A 15,088-nucleotide genomic window follows, 5' to 3' on the forward strand; every position below is an offset into this window, starting at 1 on the left:
GCCCACCCGGCGACGCCCCACCGGGCCGAAGCCCCCTCGTGACCCCGCCCCCGCCCGGCCCCCACGCCGGCCGGGGGCGGTCCACGTTCGACGGGTTTAGGCTGCAGTGAGGGGGTGCTGGAAGGAGAGTGTGATGCCTGGTTCCACGACTCTCGGCCCCGGGCACGGGATCGACTGGATTGAGCACACCGACGCCGTGCGGGTGGCTTCCGTGATGCGGGAGTTGAGCGCGCTACTGACGATGGACGGGCCCAACCGGCTCACCGATGCGCAGGTCAGCGTCTTGTGCGGGGGACTCGTGCATCACCGCCAGGAGTTCAGTGAGTGGGTCGAGCGGCTTGCGCAGGACCTGACCCGGAAGGTGTCGGCGTAGGGCGGCGGCCCCGCGTCGGGGGCGACCGAAGGGCCCCCGGATGCCGGGTATCGGCCTCCCCGACCAGGCGTCGCCTTCCCGACCAGGCGTCGCCTTCCCGGCGACTAGGCGTCGGCCGCGGAGCCTGCTTCCACCTCCGGTTCTGTGTCCGGGTCGGCGTTTTCTGCGGCCGGGGCGACCTCGGCCAGGCGCTTGATGGCCGAGAGGCGGGTGTCCCACTCGTCGGCGACCCGGTCCATCCATCGGGCTGTGATGCCCAGCCGCGCCGGTAGGACCGTGTACCGCGTCTCCCGTCCCTCCCGGCGGCCGGCGACGAGCCCGGCCCGGTCGAGGACCGCGAGGTGCTTCACGATCGCCTGCCGGCTGACCGGCAGCTCCGTCGCCAGGACCGTGGCGGTCGCCTCCCCGTGCGCGGCGAGGGCGTCGAGTATCCGGCGCCGGGTCGGGTCCGCCAGTGCGGACAGGACCTCCGCCACGGCCTCCTGGTCTGCGTCCGCCGTCATTCCGCGAGCTGCTCCGCGTACTTCTGCATGTTGACGACCACCTCGGTCCAGCCCGCCGAGTGGCTGTCGTACCCAGCGGTGTCGATCCTGTCCTCGGGGATGGCGAGCGCGTCGAAGCCGGTCTCCACCACGCGCAGGTGCGTGCCGGCGCCGTCCGGGGTGAGGGTGAACTCCACCAGGGTGGAATTGCCCTCGACCGCCTGCTCCCCGGGGAAGGCGCTCGCCCAGCGGTACGAGAAGTGGTGCGGCGGGTCGACCTTCACGATCGTGGTGGGGAACTGGCCGTACTGGCCGTGATCCAGGTACATGGTCCCGCCCGGGCGCAGGTCGACCGGCGTCGGCTTGCCCTGTCCGAACCAGGAGCCGACGTGCTCCGGCTCGGTGAGCACGGCCCATACGCGCTCCACCGGTGCGGCGATGGTGATCTCTCGTTCGATGCGGTCCTTACTCATGATCCCTGCCTCCTGTTCGGCTATGACGTGCTACCCAATGGTTGCACGTCATAGCCGAATCGTGCAACCCATCGGTTGCGCGAGTGGCTGCGGCGGCCTGGGAGGATGCGGAGCATGAGTGAGTCACTGCGCACCGCCCACACCTTCGAACTCGGCCCCGCCCAACTCCTCGAAATCCGCACCCTGTTGACGGATGCCTTCCACGGCGGCTTCAGCGACGACGACTGGGATCACAGCCTCGGCGGCATCCATGCGCTGGTGCACGAGGACGGGGAGCTCGTCGCGCACGGCAGCGTGATCCAGCGCCGGGTGATCCACGCCCGGCGCTCACTGCGTATCGGATACGTCGAGGCGGTGGCGGTCCGCGCCGACCGGCGGCGGCGCGGACTCGGCGGCCTGGTGATGGAGACGCTGGAGCGGGTGATCGACGGGGCGTACGAGTTCGGGGCCCTCTCCGCCTCCGACGACGGCGCCGAGCTGTACCGGGCACGCGGCTGGCGGCTCTGGGAGGGGCCGATCGCCGCGCAGGGGCTGGGCCGAATCATTCCGCTGCCGGACGAGGAGGACAGTACCTACGTCCGCCCGGCGGCGAGCCGCCCCCTCCCTGCCCCCGGCCGCACGCTCATCTTCGACTGGCGCGACGGCGACGTCCTCTAGGGCAGCCCCAGGGGCCTCCAGGATCTGGCCTCCGGGGGAGGCTCAGCCGCTGATGCCGGGGGAGCCGGTCTCGATGTGGCCGGTGTACCGCCGCGACCAGGTCGCGTCCACGTCCGCCGTGACGGTGAAGTCGTACCAGCCGTTCTGGTACGCCACCGCGTTGAAGCAGTCCTCGGTGGAGCAGCCCCGGGACGGTGTACATCCAGGGGCCGTCCGTACGGTAGTTGTCGGCCTTGATGGTGAACTTCACCGCTGAGGCGAACGAGTTGGTCAGCCTGAACCAGACTGAAGACGCTGTGTCCGCCGGCGAGGGTGATGCCGCTCCGGTCGGCGAAGCCGCGTACGCCCTTGAGCCTGCCGAAGTAGTGGTCGAAGCTGCGGTTCTCCTGCATCAGGACGACCACGTGCTTCACATCGCTGATGGTTCCGGTCGCTGCCTCGGCGGTGGCCGCGCCCGTGGCTGCCACGGCGGACCCGGCGGCCGGCGGTATGGCGGCCGCCGCCACCACGCCCGCGCCGAGAGCCACGAAACCCCTACGACTGATCGGTGTCATGCGTCCGCCCCTGTTCTCTGTGTGCCCCTGCAGCACATCGGGCGCAAGCGTGCGGTCGGCCGTCGCAACGGTCCACAGCCGTACCGGGAGAGATCCGGGAATTGCTGTTGAACTGCGAAGGATGGAGGCGTACGCCGGGTGACCGAGCCGCCATGACTGATACGGAAGCCGTGACTGAACGGATGAAATCCCGCGCGGCGGCGCTGTTCGGGCGCCCGGGGCTGGAAGTGATCACGCGCCAGTGCTCACGACCAGACCCAGGGAGCAGCCATGCAGCACAAGCACCTTCGACAGGGACCTGGCCACCGGGCCCTCCTGATCTGCTGCGTCGACGTCCTCGCGGCAGCCGCCCTCGTCGGCCTGGGAGCGGGCGAAGCCGGCGCGCGGGCGCCGCTCTGTTTCGGCGTCCCGGCCACGACCACGACCGGGACGCCGGGCCCCGACGTGATCATCGGCACTCCGGGCGATGACGTCGTGGACGGTCTGGGCGGCAACGATCTGATCTGCGGTCTCGGTGGCGACGACCGTCTGATCGGCGGACCGGGCAACGACTCGGTCAACGGCGGCGACGGCGACGACGGGGTGATCGGCGACGGTTACAGCGGCACAGGAGACGCGACCGGAGCCACGGGAGCGGACCGTCTCATCGGCGGCGTCGGCAACGACAGCCTGGTGGGCGATCACTATGCCATCCAGGGCAGGGCCGACGGGGAGGCGAATGACGCGCTGTACGGCGGGCTCGGGGACGACACCTTGATCGGCGACAACAGAGGCGATTACGCCTCCGGCGGCGCGAGGGACCGTCTCGAAGGCGGCGACGGAAACGACGGTCTCTACGGAGACGCGGTCGGCTTCTACGAGGCCTCGGGAGCCGGCGACGACGTGCTGCTGGAAGGCCGTGGGGAACTCGGCGATGCGACGGGCGACAACACGGCCATCATTGGCAACGCGAGCGGGAGCGGCGGTGACGACGTCATCGACCTGGGCGCGGATGGTGGAACGGTCGCGGTCGGCGACCACAACGCCTCCGGGGGCACGGCGATCGGCTCCGGCAACGACCGGATCGTGGGTGGCAGCGCGGGCGAGTTCATCATCGTCGGCGACAGTGCCCTGGGGGATGCCACGGGAGCCACCGCCGGGCATGACCTGATTTTCGGGCGCGGTGGGGACGACGTCCTGTTCGGTGACAACGTCGGCCAGAACGGCCAGACCGTCGGCGCCGCGGGCGGGGCCGACGCGATCGACGGCGGAACCGGCGACGACGTCCTCAGGGGCGGCCCCAGCACAGATTTCCTCAACGGCAATGCCCATACGGACGACTGCGACGGCGAAGCGGGTGCCGACCTCGAGATCAACTGCGAGGTCTGACCGCCGAACGGCGGGCGGCTCTTCCACGCCGGACCGGCCTTACGCCCTGACGAGCATCTTTCCGCGATTCTCGCCCCGCAGCATGCCGAGGAAGGCGTCCACGATGAGCCCGAAGCCGTCGAGGACCGTGACGTCCGGCGAGATCCGCCCACTCCGCAGATGCGGGACGAGGAACTCCTCGAACTCGCCCTGCACATCGGTGTAGTTGCGCACCAGCACGCCCTCCAGACGCAGCGATTTGCCGACCACGTCGTAGAGATTGCGCGGCGCGGCCGGCGGTTCGGCGGTGTTGTACTGGCCGACCGCCCCGACCCAGGCGATCCGCCCGTGGTCGCGCAACGTCGCGATCGCGTCCTCCAGATGGTCGCCTCCGACGTTGTCCACGTATACGTCGATGCCACCGGGTGCTGCCTTCGCCAGCAGCTCGCGCACCGTGCCGTCGTGGTAGTCGAAGGCCGCGTCGAAGCCGAGATGCCCGGTCAGATACGCGACCTTCGCGGCCGAACCCGCGCTGCCGACGATCCGGCCCGCGCCGAGCAGTCGCGCGATGCGTCCTACGGCGGTGCCGACGCCACCGGCGGCCGCCGAGACGAACAGATCCTCGCCGGGCTTCAGCCGGAGGGTCCGGGTGAGCGCGACATAGGCAGTGAGCCCGGTCCCGCCGAGGATGCTCAAGTACGCGGAGAGCGGCACCCCTGCGTACTGCTGGATCTTCCGGGTGCCGTTCGTCCCCAGGGTCACCACCGCATGTGTACGCCAGCCGAGGCGGTGGAAGACCAGATCGCCCGCTTGGAGCCCGGGGTCATGGGATGCGACCACGCGGCCGAGGGTCCGGCCCTCCAGCGGGGCGTTCAACTCGAAGTAGCCGTCCATCATTTCGCGGTGGTAGGGGTCCACCGACCAGTAGAGGTTCTCCACCAGCGCCGTACCGGGACCGGGCGTGGGCACCGGCGCCTCGACGAAGGCGAAGTGGTCGCGGGTGGGGAAGCCGGTGGGGCGGGCGGTCTGCTGCACCGTGACAGACGTGTGCGTGGTCTGAGAGTTCTGCGTGGCCTGAGAGTTCTGCGTGGTCATGGCGGTGACCGTAGGCAGGAATCAGACGGCCGGGCAGTGGGTTGCGTCGATGGAACGGCCGTTTCCATCAATGGTCCTCATAGAACGAGGTGAGCGAGGGTGAGCGCCCCGATGCCGGACCTGGCACCGCATGAGCTGCGCGTACTGGTAGCCGTCGAGCGCGAGCGCGGCTTCTCCGCCGCGGCCGCCGCCCTCGGTATGACCCAGTCCGCAGTCTCGCACTCGGTACGCGGCAGCGAGCGCAAGATCGGGGCCGTGCTCTTCGACCGCGGGCGGCAGGGCGCGGCCCCCACCGCCGCCGGGACCCGGACGGTCGCGCACGCCCGCCGCATTCTGCGGCTCCTCGAGATGATGGGCGCCGAGGCGCGCGGCGCGGAACTGGACACGGTGGCCGGACCGCTGCGCATCGCGGCGTTCCGCAGCGCGGCACTGCATCTGCTGCCGCCCGCGCTCGAACGGCTCACCGCACGTCACCCCGGGGTCGAGCCGGAAGTGCGGCTGGTGCGGGAGCTCGGTCGCGGCACGGCGGGCGAGGTCGCCGACGGGCACGCCGACCTGGGGATCGCGACGATCGGGACCACCTCGCCGGTACCGCAGGAGCTGGTCGGGGGAGTGCTGGTGGAGGAGGGGTACGCCCTGGTCCACCCGGCCGGGCATCCGGCGCCGCGCTCACTGCCGCTGGTCGACTGGGCCGAGAACTGCACCTCGTACACCCGCGCATGGTGGGCGGACCAGCAGTGGCTGCCGAAGGCGACCGTCCAGGCGGAGGACGACGGGGCAGTGCTCTCGATGGTGAGCAGTGGTTTCGGGATGGCGGTCATGCCTGAGCTCTCCCTGACCGGAGCACCGGCCAACATCGAGATCACCGATCTCGGGCCGGAGCGCCCGACGCGCTCCGTCGGCTATGTCACCACCCCTGAACTGGCCCGCACGGTCGCGGTCAGGGCTCTGATCCGGGAGCTCAGAGCCCTCTCCCGGTCAGCGCGCGGTGATCGTCCGGTGATCGCCGTCTCAGATAGTAGGAAGTCCGAGTAATTGTGGAGACAGAAGCGTGTACCTGTCCTAGCTTTGTAGAAGCCGAACGTCTCGCTCGATCCAGCGAATGGCGGCCCTGAGTCAGTGCCCCCAGCAGGCAACCCCTGCGGCACCGCTCACCGCCCCTTCCGGCGCCTCACAGATACATCACCGGCATTGCCGTGTGGCTTTCTGATCTGAAGGAGTCGATCATCATGCCCGCTGAGACCGCCCGCCGCGTCCGCCACTCGTCCCGCACGAGCGAGTCCGACCGCAAGAATGCCGCCGCCGCCCTGCAGCGAGCCCTCGACCGCAGGGACAACGGCGGTTCCACGGGTCACTGACCCGTCGTCCTCGCCGCCCGCTTCACTGCCCGCGCTTGACCTCGAAGTAGTCGATGCGCTTGCCGCTCTCGGCGAGCGCGGAGACCTTCAGCTTCGGGGCCGTACCGGACTCCGCCTCCACCGCGAGGAAGGAGAAAGAGGAAGGAGAAACCGGTGTAGCGCACGCGCGACCACTGCACGGCGTCGGGGTCGGGCAGTCGCAGCTTGGTCCAGTGGAACGTCACGATGGTGTCGTGGTCATGGACATTGCCTTCGTAGCTGTCCTCGACACCGGGCCCGAAGCTGTAGAGATCCTTGCCCGCGCCGCCGGCCGTGACGTACACGATGCCGTCCCGCGTAGTCCGGATGATGGACATCAAGTGTCATTGGATGGGACGCGGAGTAGGGTGCCGATATGTCTCGCAGCATCAATCTCGCAGTGATCCCCGGTGACGGCATCGGCCAGGAAGTCGTGGCCCAGGGCCTGAAGGTCCTCTCCGCCGTCCTCTCGCAGGATGTGAAGCTGGAGACCAAGGAGTACGACCTCGGCGCCCAGCGCTGGCACCGCACCGGAGAGACCCTCCCGGACGCGGAGCTCGACTCCCTCAAGAACCACGACGCGATCCTGCTCGGCGCGATCGGCGACCCGTCCGTGCCGTCCGGTGTGCTGGAGCGCGGGCTGCTGCTCAAGCTGCGGTTCGCCTTCGACCACTACGTCAACCTGCGTCCGTCGAAGCTGTTCCCGAACACCGCGACCCCGCTGGCCGGCCGCCCCGACATCGACTTCGTCGTCATCCGCGAGGGCACCGAGGGTCCGTACACCGGCAACGGCGGCTCCCTGCGCACCGGTACGCCCGCAGAGGTCGCCACCGAGGTCAGCCTCAACACGGCGTACGGCGTCGAGCGCGTCGTCCGTGACGCGTACGAGCGGGCGAACTCCCGTCCGCGCAAGAAGCTGACGCTGGTCCACAAGAACAACGTCCTCGTCTACGCCGGTCACATGTGGAAGAACATCTTCGACAAGGTCGGCCAGGAGTACCCCGAGGTCACCACCGACTATCTGCACGTCGACGCCGCGACGATCTTCTTCGTCACCCAGCCGGAGCGCTTCGACGTCATCGTCACCGACAACCTCTTCGGTGACATTCTCACCGACCTCGCCGCTGCCGTGACCGGCGGCATCGGCCTGGCCGCGTCCGGCAACATCAACCCGGCGGGCACCTTCCCGTCGATGTTCGAGCCCGTCCACGGCTCCGCGCCCGATATCGCGGGCACGGGCAAGGCCGACCCGACGGCCACGATCCTCTCCGTCGCCCTCCTGCTGCGTCACCTCGGCTTCGAGACCGAGGCGGCCCGCATCGAGGAGGCCGTCTCCGCCGACCTCGCGGAGCGTGACGGTACGACGGTCCGTACGACGGACGAGATCGGCGACGCGCTCGCGGTACGAGTAGCCGGCTGACCTGACGGTTCCCACTGAAGCCGCCGGGTCGCATCAGCACCCGGCGGCTTCTCCTGTGCGGCCTCCGGGTGTCACCATCAACCCTGGACCGCATTCACCCCGTTTCTTGCACGGCCCCACGCGAGCGATAATCGACGTGGGCCGCGGCATGCGGGAAAGCTCGGACGTCCTAGCAGTCGCAGCGGCGTGAGCGCGGTCCGTCACAAACAACCGGTGAAGGACACTGCACTCATGACGACGCCCACGATCGAGCTCAAGCCTTCCTCGCACCCGCTGTCCGACGCGGAGCGCGAGGGGATCCTGGCCAACCCCGGATTCGGCCGCCACTTCACCGATCACATGGTGACGATCAAGTGGACGGAGGGGCGCGGGTGGCACGACGCTCAGCTCGTCCCGTACGCGCCGCTGTCGATCGATCCGGCCAATATGACGCTGCACTACGCGCAGGAGATCTTCGAGGGCCTGAAGGCCTACCGCCGTCCCGACGGCTCGGTCGTCACCTTCCGTCCCGAGGCGAACGCCCAGCGCTTCCAGAGGTCCGCGGCCCGGCTGGCGATGCCGGAGCTGCCGGTCGAGACCTTCATCGAGGCGTGCGACGCACTGGTCCAGCAGGACAAGCCGTGGGTCCCGGCGCACGGCGGAGAGTCCTCGCTGTATCTGCGCCCCTTCATGATCGCGACCGAGGTCGGCCTGGGTGTGCGGCCCGCCAACGAGTACCTCTTCATCGTCATCGCCTCGCCCGCGGGCGCCTACTTCCCCGGCGGCGTCAAGCCGGTCTCCATCTGGCTGTCCGAGGACCGTGTGCGCGCCGTCCCCGGCGGCATGGGCGACGCCAAGACCGGCGGCAACTACGCCGCGTCCCTGCTCGCCCAGGCCGAGGCCGCCGAGAAGGGCTGCGACCAGGTCGCCTACCTCGACGCCGTTGAGCACAAGTGGGTCGAGGAACTGGGCGGCATGAACCTGTACTTCGTGTACGGGAACCGCATCGTGACCCCCGAGCTCACCGGCTCGCTGCTCGCCGGCATCACCCGTGACTCGCTGCTCCAGCTCGCCAAGGATCTCGGCTATGAGTCCGAGGAGGGCCGGATCTCCGTCGACCAGTGGATGGCCGACACCGAGAACGGCACGCTCACCGAGGTCTTCGCCTGCGGTACGGCCGCGGTCATCACCCCCGTCGGCCTGGTCAAGTCCGCGAGCGGCGATTGGAAGCAGTCCGGCGGCCAGCCGGGCGAGGTCACGCTGCGGCTGCGCAAGGCGCTGCTGGACATCCAGACGGGCAAGGCGGAGGACGTCCACGGCTGGACCCACCAGGTGGGCTGACGCCGACCGCTGCTCTACGTACGAAGGCCCGCCCCGGTTCACACCGGTGGCGGGCCTTCGTCGTCTCCGCGCCGTCCGTCAGGCGGTGACGTCGACCGTGGACGGTTCCGCCGCGGCGCCCGCGGCCGGGACCGGAGCCCGCAGGGTCAGCAGCGTGTACGTCAGGCCACCGACCATGCCGGAGAGGATGAAGCTGCAGTCCACTCCGCCCGTGAGGGCGAGCAGCGGGCCTTCGTAGACCGTCGTGGAGACCGCCGTCAGACCGACCGCCGCGCCCAGGGTCCAGGACGCCGTGGCCCGCACGTTCCAGCCCGCCCGGTACCAGTAGATGCCACCCCGGGCGCGGCGGTTGAAGACCTGCAGTGCGTCCGGGTCGTACTGGCCGCCGCAGCGCATGTGTCCGATCAGCGTGATCACCGCCCAGGGGGTGCCGATGGCGGTCAGCAGCAGCACGAAGGACGTCATGGCCGACTGCGCGTCCCATGCGAACGAGCCGAGGAACACGAAGGTGGTCGCGACGACGGCGGCCATCACGGTGGCCTTGGCGCGGGTGGCTTTCGGCAGGATCGCGTCCAGGTCGAGGCCCATCGAGTACAGCATCAGGCCGGAGTTGCCGACGGAACCTGCCGAGGCCGCGAGGAGCAGCGGTGCCAGGTACCAGAAGGGCGCGGCGTCGACGAGCGGTCCCGCGTACTCCAGCCCCGCGCGGGCGGCGAGCGCCGTGTACGTACCGAACAGCTGCGGCACCAGCAGGCCCAGGAGGAGACCCAGACAGCCGGCCCAGTACACCTTGCGGGTGCTGTGGCGGCGCGGCGAGATGTAGCGCGTGTAGTCACCGAGCAGCGTGATGAAGGCGACCGGGCCGCTCAGCCCGGCGGCGACGGCCGCGAGCAGCCAGGTGGGCCAGAAGGAGCCGAGCAGGTACGGGGTGTCGGGGGGCGCGGCCGTCGTGAAGTCGCCCGCGTAGGCGAAGACGCCGATCAGCAGCAGGATCACCATGCCGATGGACAGCACCTTGCTGAGCCGGAGCAGCAGCCGGTAGCCGTAGATCGCGCCGACGACCGTACAGCCCGCGAGCAGCGTGTACATCAGGGCGCGGGTGGCCCCGCCGTTGGGCAGCCCGACCAGCCGGGACAGGGTGCCGACCATCACGTCGCCGCCGATCCACAGCGTGAGGGCGGTGTACCCGAGCGAGAGCAGCAGGCCGACGACCGAGCCGACGAGCCGGCCGCGTACGCCGAACTGGGCGCCGCTGGATGTGGAGAGGTTGGTCGCCGTGTGCAGGGAAATCAGCGCGAGCGGGGCCGTGACCAGGATGCCGACCAGCGTGCCGATGACGATCGCGGTCACCGAGGGCCACAGGCCGAGCCCGAAGGACGGCGGCAGCCAGCCGAAGACGATGACGCCCAGGCAGAGGTTCGAGCCCAGCAGGATCGAGATGAGATCGCGTGGCGTACTGGTGCGCTCCACGTCCGGGATGGTGTCGACTCCGCGCTGTTCTATCGGCATAGGGGTGCCCCTGAGACTCGGCTGTTTGAGTGGCGCTCAATGTGACTCAGGCACCGGTCCTCCGTCAATGCTTCCGTGAAAAGAAACTCGCGGTTAGAGTGACGTTCAAATAGGGAGGTGTGGTGACGTGCGACTGACCCCGACCGAGCGCGACCGGCTGCTGCTCTTCGGCGCCGCCGAACTGGCGCGGGCCCGCCGGGCCCGTGGCCTGAGGCTCAATGTCCCCGAGGCGACCGCGCTCATCGCGGACACCGTCTGCGAGGCGGCCCGCGACGGCCGACGGCTCGCGGAGGCGATCGAGGCGGCCCGCAGTGTGCTGGGCCCCGACGATGTCCTGCCCGGTGTGGCGGATGTGGTCACCGAGGTGCATGTGGAGGCCGTCTTCGACGACGGTTCACGGCTCGCCGTGGTCTCCGAGCCGATCGGAGGCGGCGGACTCGGCGACGGTGCGCCCGGCGCCGTACTGCCCGCGCCGCCGCACACCGAGCCCGAGCCCGCACTCAGCCTCACCGTGCGCAACACCGCGGCCGTGCCGGTCAGCGTCACCTCGCACTTCCACTTCTTCGAGGCCAATCCGCGACTCGACTTCGACCGCGCCGCGGCGTACGGCATGCGGCTCTGTGTCCCCGCCGGGTCCTCCGTCCGCTTCGACCCGGGCGGCGAGGCCGAGGTCGGCCTGCTGCCCATCGGCGGCGACCGGATCGCCATCGGTTTCGCGGGCCTGGTCGACGGCCCGCTGGACGCGCCCGGGGCGAAGGAAGAGGCGCTGCGGCGCGCGGCGGCCTGCGGCTATCTGGGAGCGGAGCGTTGAGCGCCGCCTCGTGCCGTACGCCGTGCCGTACGCCGTGCCGTACGCCGCGCTGCGCGACGGGCGCCGCTCCGCGCCCCGCGTCGTACGCCCACCACGAGCTGGAGGTCCGCTCATGACCGGCACCGACAGGACCGGTATCGATCCGTACGAGTACGCGTCCGTGCACGGCCCCCGCGCCGGGGACCGGGTTGTGCTCGGCGACTCCGGGCTCGTGGTCCGCGTCGAGTCGGACACGCAGAAGCCGGGCGACGAGTTCCTGGCCGGCTTCGGCAAGACCGCGCGCGACGGGCTGCACCTGAAGGCCGCCGCCGTACGCGAGACCTGCGATGTCGTCATCAGCAACGTGCTTGTCATCGACGCCGCGCAGGGCATCCGCAAGGTGTCGATCGGCATCCGCGAAGGCAGGATCCACGCCATCGGGCGGGCCGGGAACCCGGACACCCTCGACGGTGTCGACGTCGTCGTCGGCACGGGCACGAGCATCGTGCCCGGCGAGGGCATGATCGCCACCGCCGGAGCCGTCGACACCCACGTCCATCTGCTCTCGCCGCGCATCATGGAAGCCTCGCTCGCCTCCGGTGTCACCACCGTCATCGGCCAGGAGTTCGGCCCGGTGTGGGGCGTCGGCGTCAACTCGCCCTGGGCACTGCGCCACGCCTTCAACGCCTTCGACGCCTGGCCGGTCAACATCGGCTTCCTGGCGCGCGGTTCGTCGTCCCACGACGCGCCTCTGGTGGAGGCGCTCGCCGAGGGCGGCGCCTCCGGCTTCAAGGTCCACGAGGACATGGGCGCGCACACACGGGCTCTCGACACCGCGCTGCGCGTCGCCGAGGAGTACGACGTCCAGGTCGCGCTGCACAGCGACGGTCTGAACGAATGTCTGTCGGTCGAGGACACGCTGCGCGTCCTGGACGGCCGCACGATCCACGCCTTCCACATCGAGGGTTGCGGCGGGGGACACGTACCGAACGTGCTCAAGATGGCGGGCGTACCGAACGTCATCGGCTCGTCCACCAATCCAACCCTGCCCTTCGGCCGGGACGCGGTCGCCGAGCACTACGGGATGATCGTCTCCGTACACGACCTCAAGACCGATCTGCCGGGCGACGCCGCGATGGCGCGGGACCGGATCAGGGCCGGAACGATGGGTGCGGAGGACGTGCTGCACGACCTCGGCGCGATCGGGATCACCTCGTCGGACGCGCAGGGGATGGGGCGCGCGGGTGAGACCGTACGCCGCACCTTCGCCATGGCCGGGAAGATGAAGGCCGAGCTCGGCCCGATGGCGGGCGACGGCGCGCACGACGACAACGCGCGTGTGCTGCGCTACATGGCGAAGCTGACCATCAACCCGGCGATCGCACACGGCCTCTCGCACGAGATCGGCTCGATCGAGGTGGGCAAGCTCGCGGACATCGTGCTGTGGAAGCCGCAGTACTTCGGGGCGAAGCCGCAGCTCGTACTGAAGTCGGGCTTCCCGGCATACGGGGTGACGGGCGACCCCAATGCCGCGACCGACACCTGTGAACCGCTCGTCCTCGGCCCGCAGTTCGGGGCGTACGGGGCGACCGCCGCGGACATCTCGGTCGCCTTCGTGGCGAAGGCCGCGACCGAACTGGGCTCCGACCTGATGCCGACGCGCCGCCGCCGGGTCGCGGTACGCGGCACACGCGGCATCGGCCCGGCCGATCTGCGCCTCAACTCCCGGCTCGGCGAGGTCGGAGTGGACGGCGCCAGTGGCCTGGTCACGCTCGACGGCGACCCGCTGCGGTCCGAACCCGCCGACTCGATCTCCCTCAACCGCCTCTACTTCCTCTAGGAGTCCGACGACATGACCTTCCGTATGCCGCCCGAGTGGGCCCCGCACGAGCGCACCTGGATGGCCTGGCCGGGCCCCAATGCCACCTTCACCGGGGACGATCTCGCCGAGTCCCGCCGGGCGTGGGCGTCCGTCGCCCAGGCCGTACGCCGCTTCGAGCCGGTCACCATGGTCGTGAGCCCGGGCCAGGCCGGGGGCGCCCGCGCACTCCTCGGCCCGGACATCGACGTCGTCCAGCGCGAGCTGGACGACGCGTGGATGCGCGACATCGGTCCGACCTTCGTCACCGACGGAACCCAACTGGCCGCCGTGGACTGGGTGTTCAACGGCTGGGGGGCGCAGAAGTGGGCCAGCTGGGAGCACGACGCGAAGATCGCCCGGCTTGTCGCGGACCTCGCCGGCGTGCCCTCGCACAGCTCACCGCTGGTCAACGAGGGCGGCGGCATCCATGTCGACGGCGACGGCACGGTACTGCTCACCGAGACCGTGCAGCTCGGCCCCGAGCGCAACCCGGGCTGGACGAAGGAGGAGGTCGAGGCCGAGATCCATGCCAAGCTCGGCACGACCAAGGCGATCTGGCTGAAGCGCGGCCTGACCGCGGACTATCCGCCGCACGGCTACGGCACGCTCGGCCATGTCGACATCGTCGCCGCATTCGCCGGCCCGGGGGTGATAGTCGCCCACAGCCAGCCGGACCCGGCCCACCCCGACCACGAGCTCTGCAAGGAGAACGTGGAGATGCTGAAGTCCCAGAAGGACGCACGGGGCCGCCGTATCGAGGTCGTCGAGGTCCCGGCGCCGACCGTCGTACGGGAGGACGACGGGGCATGGGTCGACTACTCGTACATCAACCACTACGTCTGCAACGGCGGCGTGGTGCTGTGCGCCTTCGACGACCCGCGCGACGAGATCGCGGCGGGCATCTTCCGTCGCCTCTACCCCGGCCGTACGGTCACGCTGGTCGACGCCCGCACGATCTTCGCGGGTGGCGGCGGCATCCACTGCATCACACAGCAGCAGCCCAGGGTCTGATGTCCGAGGCCCTGTGCTCGTGCAGGGCCGAGGACCGCTGGATCGTCCTCGGCGACGAGTGAGATCAGGTAGAACATACGGGTGAATGTGTTCCTCAACGCGAGATGCGGCCGTTCTCCGAGCGTGCCGGTGGCCGCCGTATGAGCCCCGCCGCGCGCCGCCGCAACATCGCGCCGCCACGGGAGTCCGTCCTCGTCGCCGCCATGGCGACCATCGCCGAGCGCGGCCTCGACGGGCTCACCATGGCCGGGCTCGGCCGTGAGGTCGGGATGAGCAGCGGGCATCTCCTCTACTACTTCCGCACCAAGGACGAGCTGCTCCTGCAGACCCTCGAGTGGAGCGAGGGCCGTCTCGGTGCCGAGCGCAGTGCCCTGCTCTCCCGGCCGGCCTCCGCCGCCGAACGCCTCGACGCGTACGTCGATCTCTACATCCCCGACGGGCCCCGCGACCCCCACTGGACGCTCTGGCTCGAGGTCTGGAACCGCTCGCAGAACGCCGAGGCCGACGCCCGTGCCCGGCAGGCCGCCATCGAGGGCGCCTGGCACCGGGACCTCGTCGCGCTGATCGCCGAAGGCATCTCGCGCGGCGAGTTCCATGCTGTCGACCCCGACCGCTTCGCCGCCCGGCTGCGCGCCCTCCTCGACGGTTTCAGCGTTCATGTCGCCGTCGGAATACCGGGTACAGGACGCGCCCAAGTCCTCGCTCACGTGCGGGAATTCCTCGACGAGACGCTGCTCGGGTCCGCCCGCTGACCGACCTTCCGGGAACGCAACGTACGCAAGTACTCCCGATCGTTGCCGCACGCCGTCTTGTTGCGGTT

16 protein-coding genes and 2 pseudogenes are annotated in these 15,088 nt (G+C 70.0%); 11 read left to right on the top strand and 7 right to left on the bottom strand.

Translation table 11 applies throughout. The features are described from left to right. Positions 1-133 precede the first annotated feature (133 nt). Positions 134-373 (top strand): hypothetical protein, encoded by a 240-nt coding sequence (locus tag AB0D12_RS12860; RefSeq protein ID WP_362680469.1) that lies wholly within the window; start codon positions 134-136, stop codon positions 371-373. 104 nt (positions 374-477) lie between these two features. Here AB0D12_RS12860 and AB0D12_RS12865 read toward each other — a convergent pair whose 3' ends face one another. Further along, positions 478-876 carry a metalloregulator ArsR/SmtB family transcription factor gene (locus AB0D12_RS12865; protein WP_362680472.1) on the bottom strand — a complete coding sequence of 133 codons (399 nt, stop codon included), beginning with the start codon at positions 874-876 and terminating at the stop codon, positions 478-480. Continuing rightward, positions 873-1,328, bottom strand: a complete 456-nt coding sequence (locus AB0D12_RS12870; RefSeq protein WP_362680475.1) for an SRPBCC family protein — start codon at positions 1,326-1,328, stop codon at positions 873-875. Before AB0D12_RS12870 ends, AB0D12_RS12865 begins: the two co-directional genes overlap by 4 nt. Positions 1,329-1,442: 114 nt before the next feature. Here AB0D12_RS12870 and AB0D12_RS12875 point away from each other — a divergent pair, with 114 nt between their 5' ends. Continuing rightward, positions 1,443-1,985, top strand: coding sequence for a GNAT family N-acetyltransferase (locus AB0D12_RS12875; RefSeq protein WP_362680478.1), 543 nt, complete (start codon positions 1,443-1,445; stop codon positions 1,983-1,985). A gap of 42 nt (positions 1,986-2,027) precedes the next feature. On the opposite strand, the gene AB0D12_RS12880 is transcribed toward AB0D12_RS12875, so the two are convergent. Together AB0D12_RS12880 and AB0D12_RS12885 are read right to left on the bottom strand one after the other, a co-directional pair. Next, entirely contained in the window at positions 2,028-2,141 is a 114-nt protein-coding gene (locus AB0D12_RS12880; protein WP_362680481.1) for a hypothetical protein, read from the bottom strand. Between the two features lie 131 nt (positions 2,142-2,272). Then, positions 2,273-2,539: pseudogene (locus AB0D12_RS12885) on the bottom strand (alkaline phosphatase family protein); the annotation flags it as partial. Positions 2,540-2,809: 270 nt separating this feature from the next. On the opposite strand from AB0D12_RS12885, the gene AB0D12_RS12890 reads away from it, so the two are divergent. Beyond that, positions 2,810-3,907, top strand: a complete 1,098-nt coding sequence (locus AB0D12_RS12890) for a calcium-binding protein (protein ID WP_362680483.1) — start codon at positions 2,810-2,812, stop codon at positions 3,905-3,907. Positions 3,908-3,946: 39 nt separating this feature from the next. On the opposite strand, the gene AB0D12_RS12895 is transcribed toward AB0D12_RS12890, so the two are convergent. After that, the gene (locus AB0D12_RS12895) at positions 3,947-4,981 is read right to left on the bottom strand and encodes an NADP-dependent oxidoreductase (RefSeq protein ID WP_362680486.1); all 1,035 of its coding nucleotides are present in this window, start codon (positions 4,979-4,981) and stop codon (positions 3,947-3,949) included. A 111-nt stretch (positions 4,982-5,092) separates the two neighbouring features. Here AB0D12_RS12895 and AB0D12_RS12900 point away from each other — a divergent pair, with 111 nt between their 5' ends. Then, a complete protein-coding gene (locus AB0D12_RS12900; protein WP_362680588.1) occupies positions 5,093-6,016 on the top strand; it encodes a LysR family transcriptional regulator in 924 nt (307 codons plus the stop codon). A gap of 194 nt (positions 6,017-6,210) precedes the next feature. Continuing rightward, positions 6,211-6,339, top strand: coding sequence for a hypothetical protein (locus tag AB0D12_RS12905; RefSeq protein ID WP_326652808.1), 129 nt, complete (start codon positions 6,211-6,213; stop codon positions 6,337-6,339). A 22-nt stretch (positions 6,340-6,361) separates the two neighbouring features. On the opposite strand, the pseudogene AB0D12_RS12910 reads toward AB0D12_RS12905, so the two are convergent. Further along, positions 6,362-6,677 (bottom strand): annotated as a pseudogene (locus AB0D12_RS12910) (phosphoesterase); the annotation flags it as partial. A 56-nt stretch (positions 6,678-6,733) separates the two neighbouring features. On the opposite strand from AB0D12_RS12910, the gene AB0D12_RS12915 reads away from it, so the two are divergent. Beyond that, complete coding sequence (locus AB0D12_RS12915; protein ID WP_362680489.1) at positions 6,734-7,777, top strand: 3-isopropylmalate dehydrogenase; 1,044 nt, start codon at positions 6,734-6,736, stop codon at positions 7,775-7,777. 231 nt (positions 7,778-8,008) lie between these two features. Next, positions 8,009-9,097, top strand: a complete 1,089-nt coding sequence (locus tag AB0D12_RS12920) for a branched-chain amino acid aminotransferase (protein WP_362680492.1) — start codon at positions 8,009-8,011, stop codon at positions 9,095-9,097. Positions 9,098-9,175: 78 nt separating this feature from the next. Here the strand turns inward: AB0D12_RS12920 and AB0D12_RS12925 are convergent, their stop codons facing one another. Beyond that, the gene (locus AB0D12_RS12925) at positions 9,176-10,606 is read right to left on the bottom strand and encodes a cytosine permease (protein WP_362680495.1); all 1,431 of its coding nucleotides are present in this window, start codon (positions 10,604-10,606) and stop codon (positions 9,176-9,178) included. Positions 10,607-10,733: 127 nt separating this feature from the next. On the opposite strand from AB0D12_RS12925, the gene ureA reads away from it, so the two are divergent. From ureA to AB0D12_RS12945, 4 genes are all read left to right on the top strand, one after another. Then, complete coding sequence (gene ureA / locus AB0D12_RS12930) at positions 10,734-11,417, top strand: urease subunit gamma (RefSeq protein WP_362680498.1); 684 nt, start codon at positions 10,734-10,736, stop codon at positions 11,415-11,417. A 112-nt stretch (positions 11,418-11,529) separates the two neighbouring features. Beyond that, positions 11,530-13,236 carry an urease subunit alpha gene (locus tag AB0D12_RS12935; protein ID WP_362680591.1) on the top strand — a complete coding sequence of 569 codons (1,707 nt, stop codon included), beginning with the start codon at positions 11,530-11,532 and terminating at the stop codon, positions 13,234-13,236. A gap of 12 nt (positions 13,237-13,248) precedes the next feature. Then, positions 13,249-14,268, top strand: coding sequence for an agmatine deiminase family protein (locus AB0D12_RS12940; RefSeq protein ID WP_362680501.1), 1,020 nt, complete (start codon positions 13,249-13,251; stop codon positions 14,266-14,268). 140 nt (positions 14,269-14,408) lie between these two features. Further along, positions 14,409-15,020, top strand: coding sequence for a TetR/AcrR family transcriptional regulator (locus AB0D12_RS12945; RefSeq protein WP_362680504.1), 612 nt, complete (start codon positions 14,409-14,411; stop codon positions 15,018-15,020). Positions 15,021-15,088 lie beyond the last annotated feature (68 nt).

Origin of the sequence: Streptomyces sp. NPDC048479 (assembly GCF_040651435.1) — a bacterium.
GTDB lineage: Bacteria > Actinomycetota > Actinomycetes > Streptomycetales > Streptomycetaceae > Streptomyces.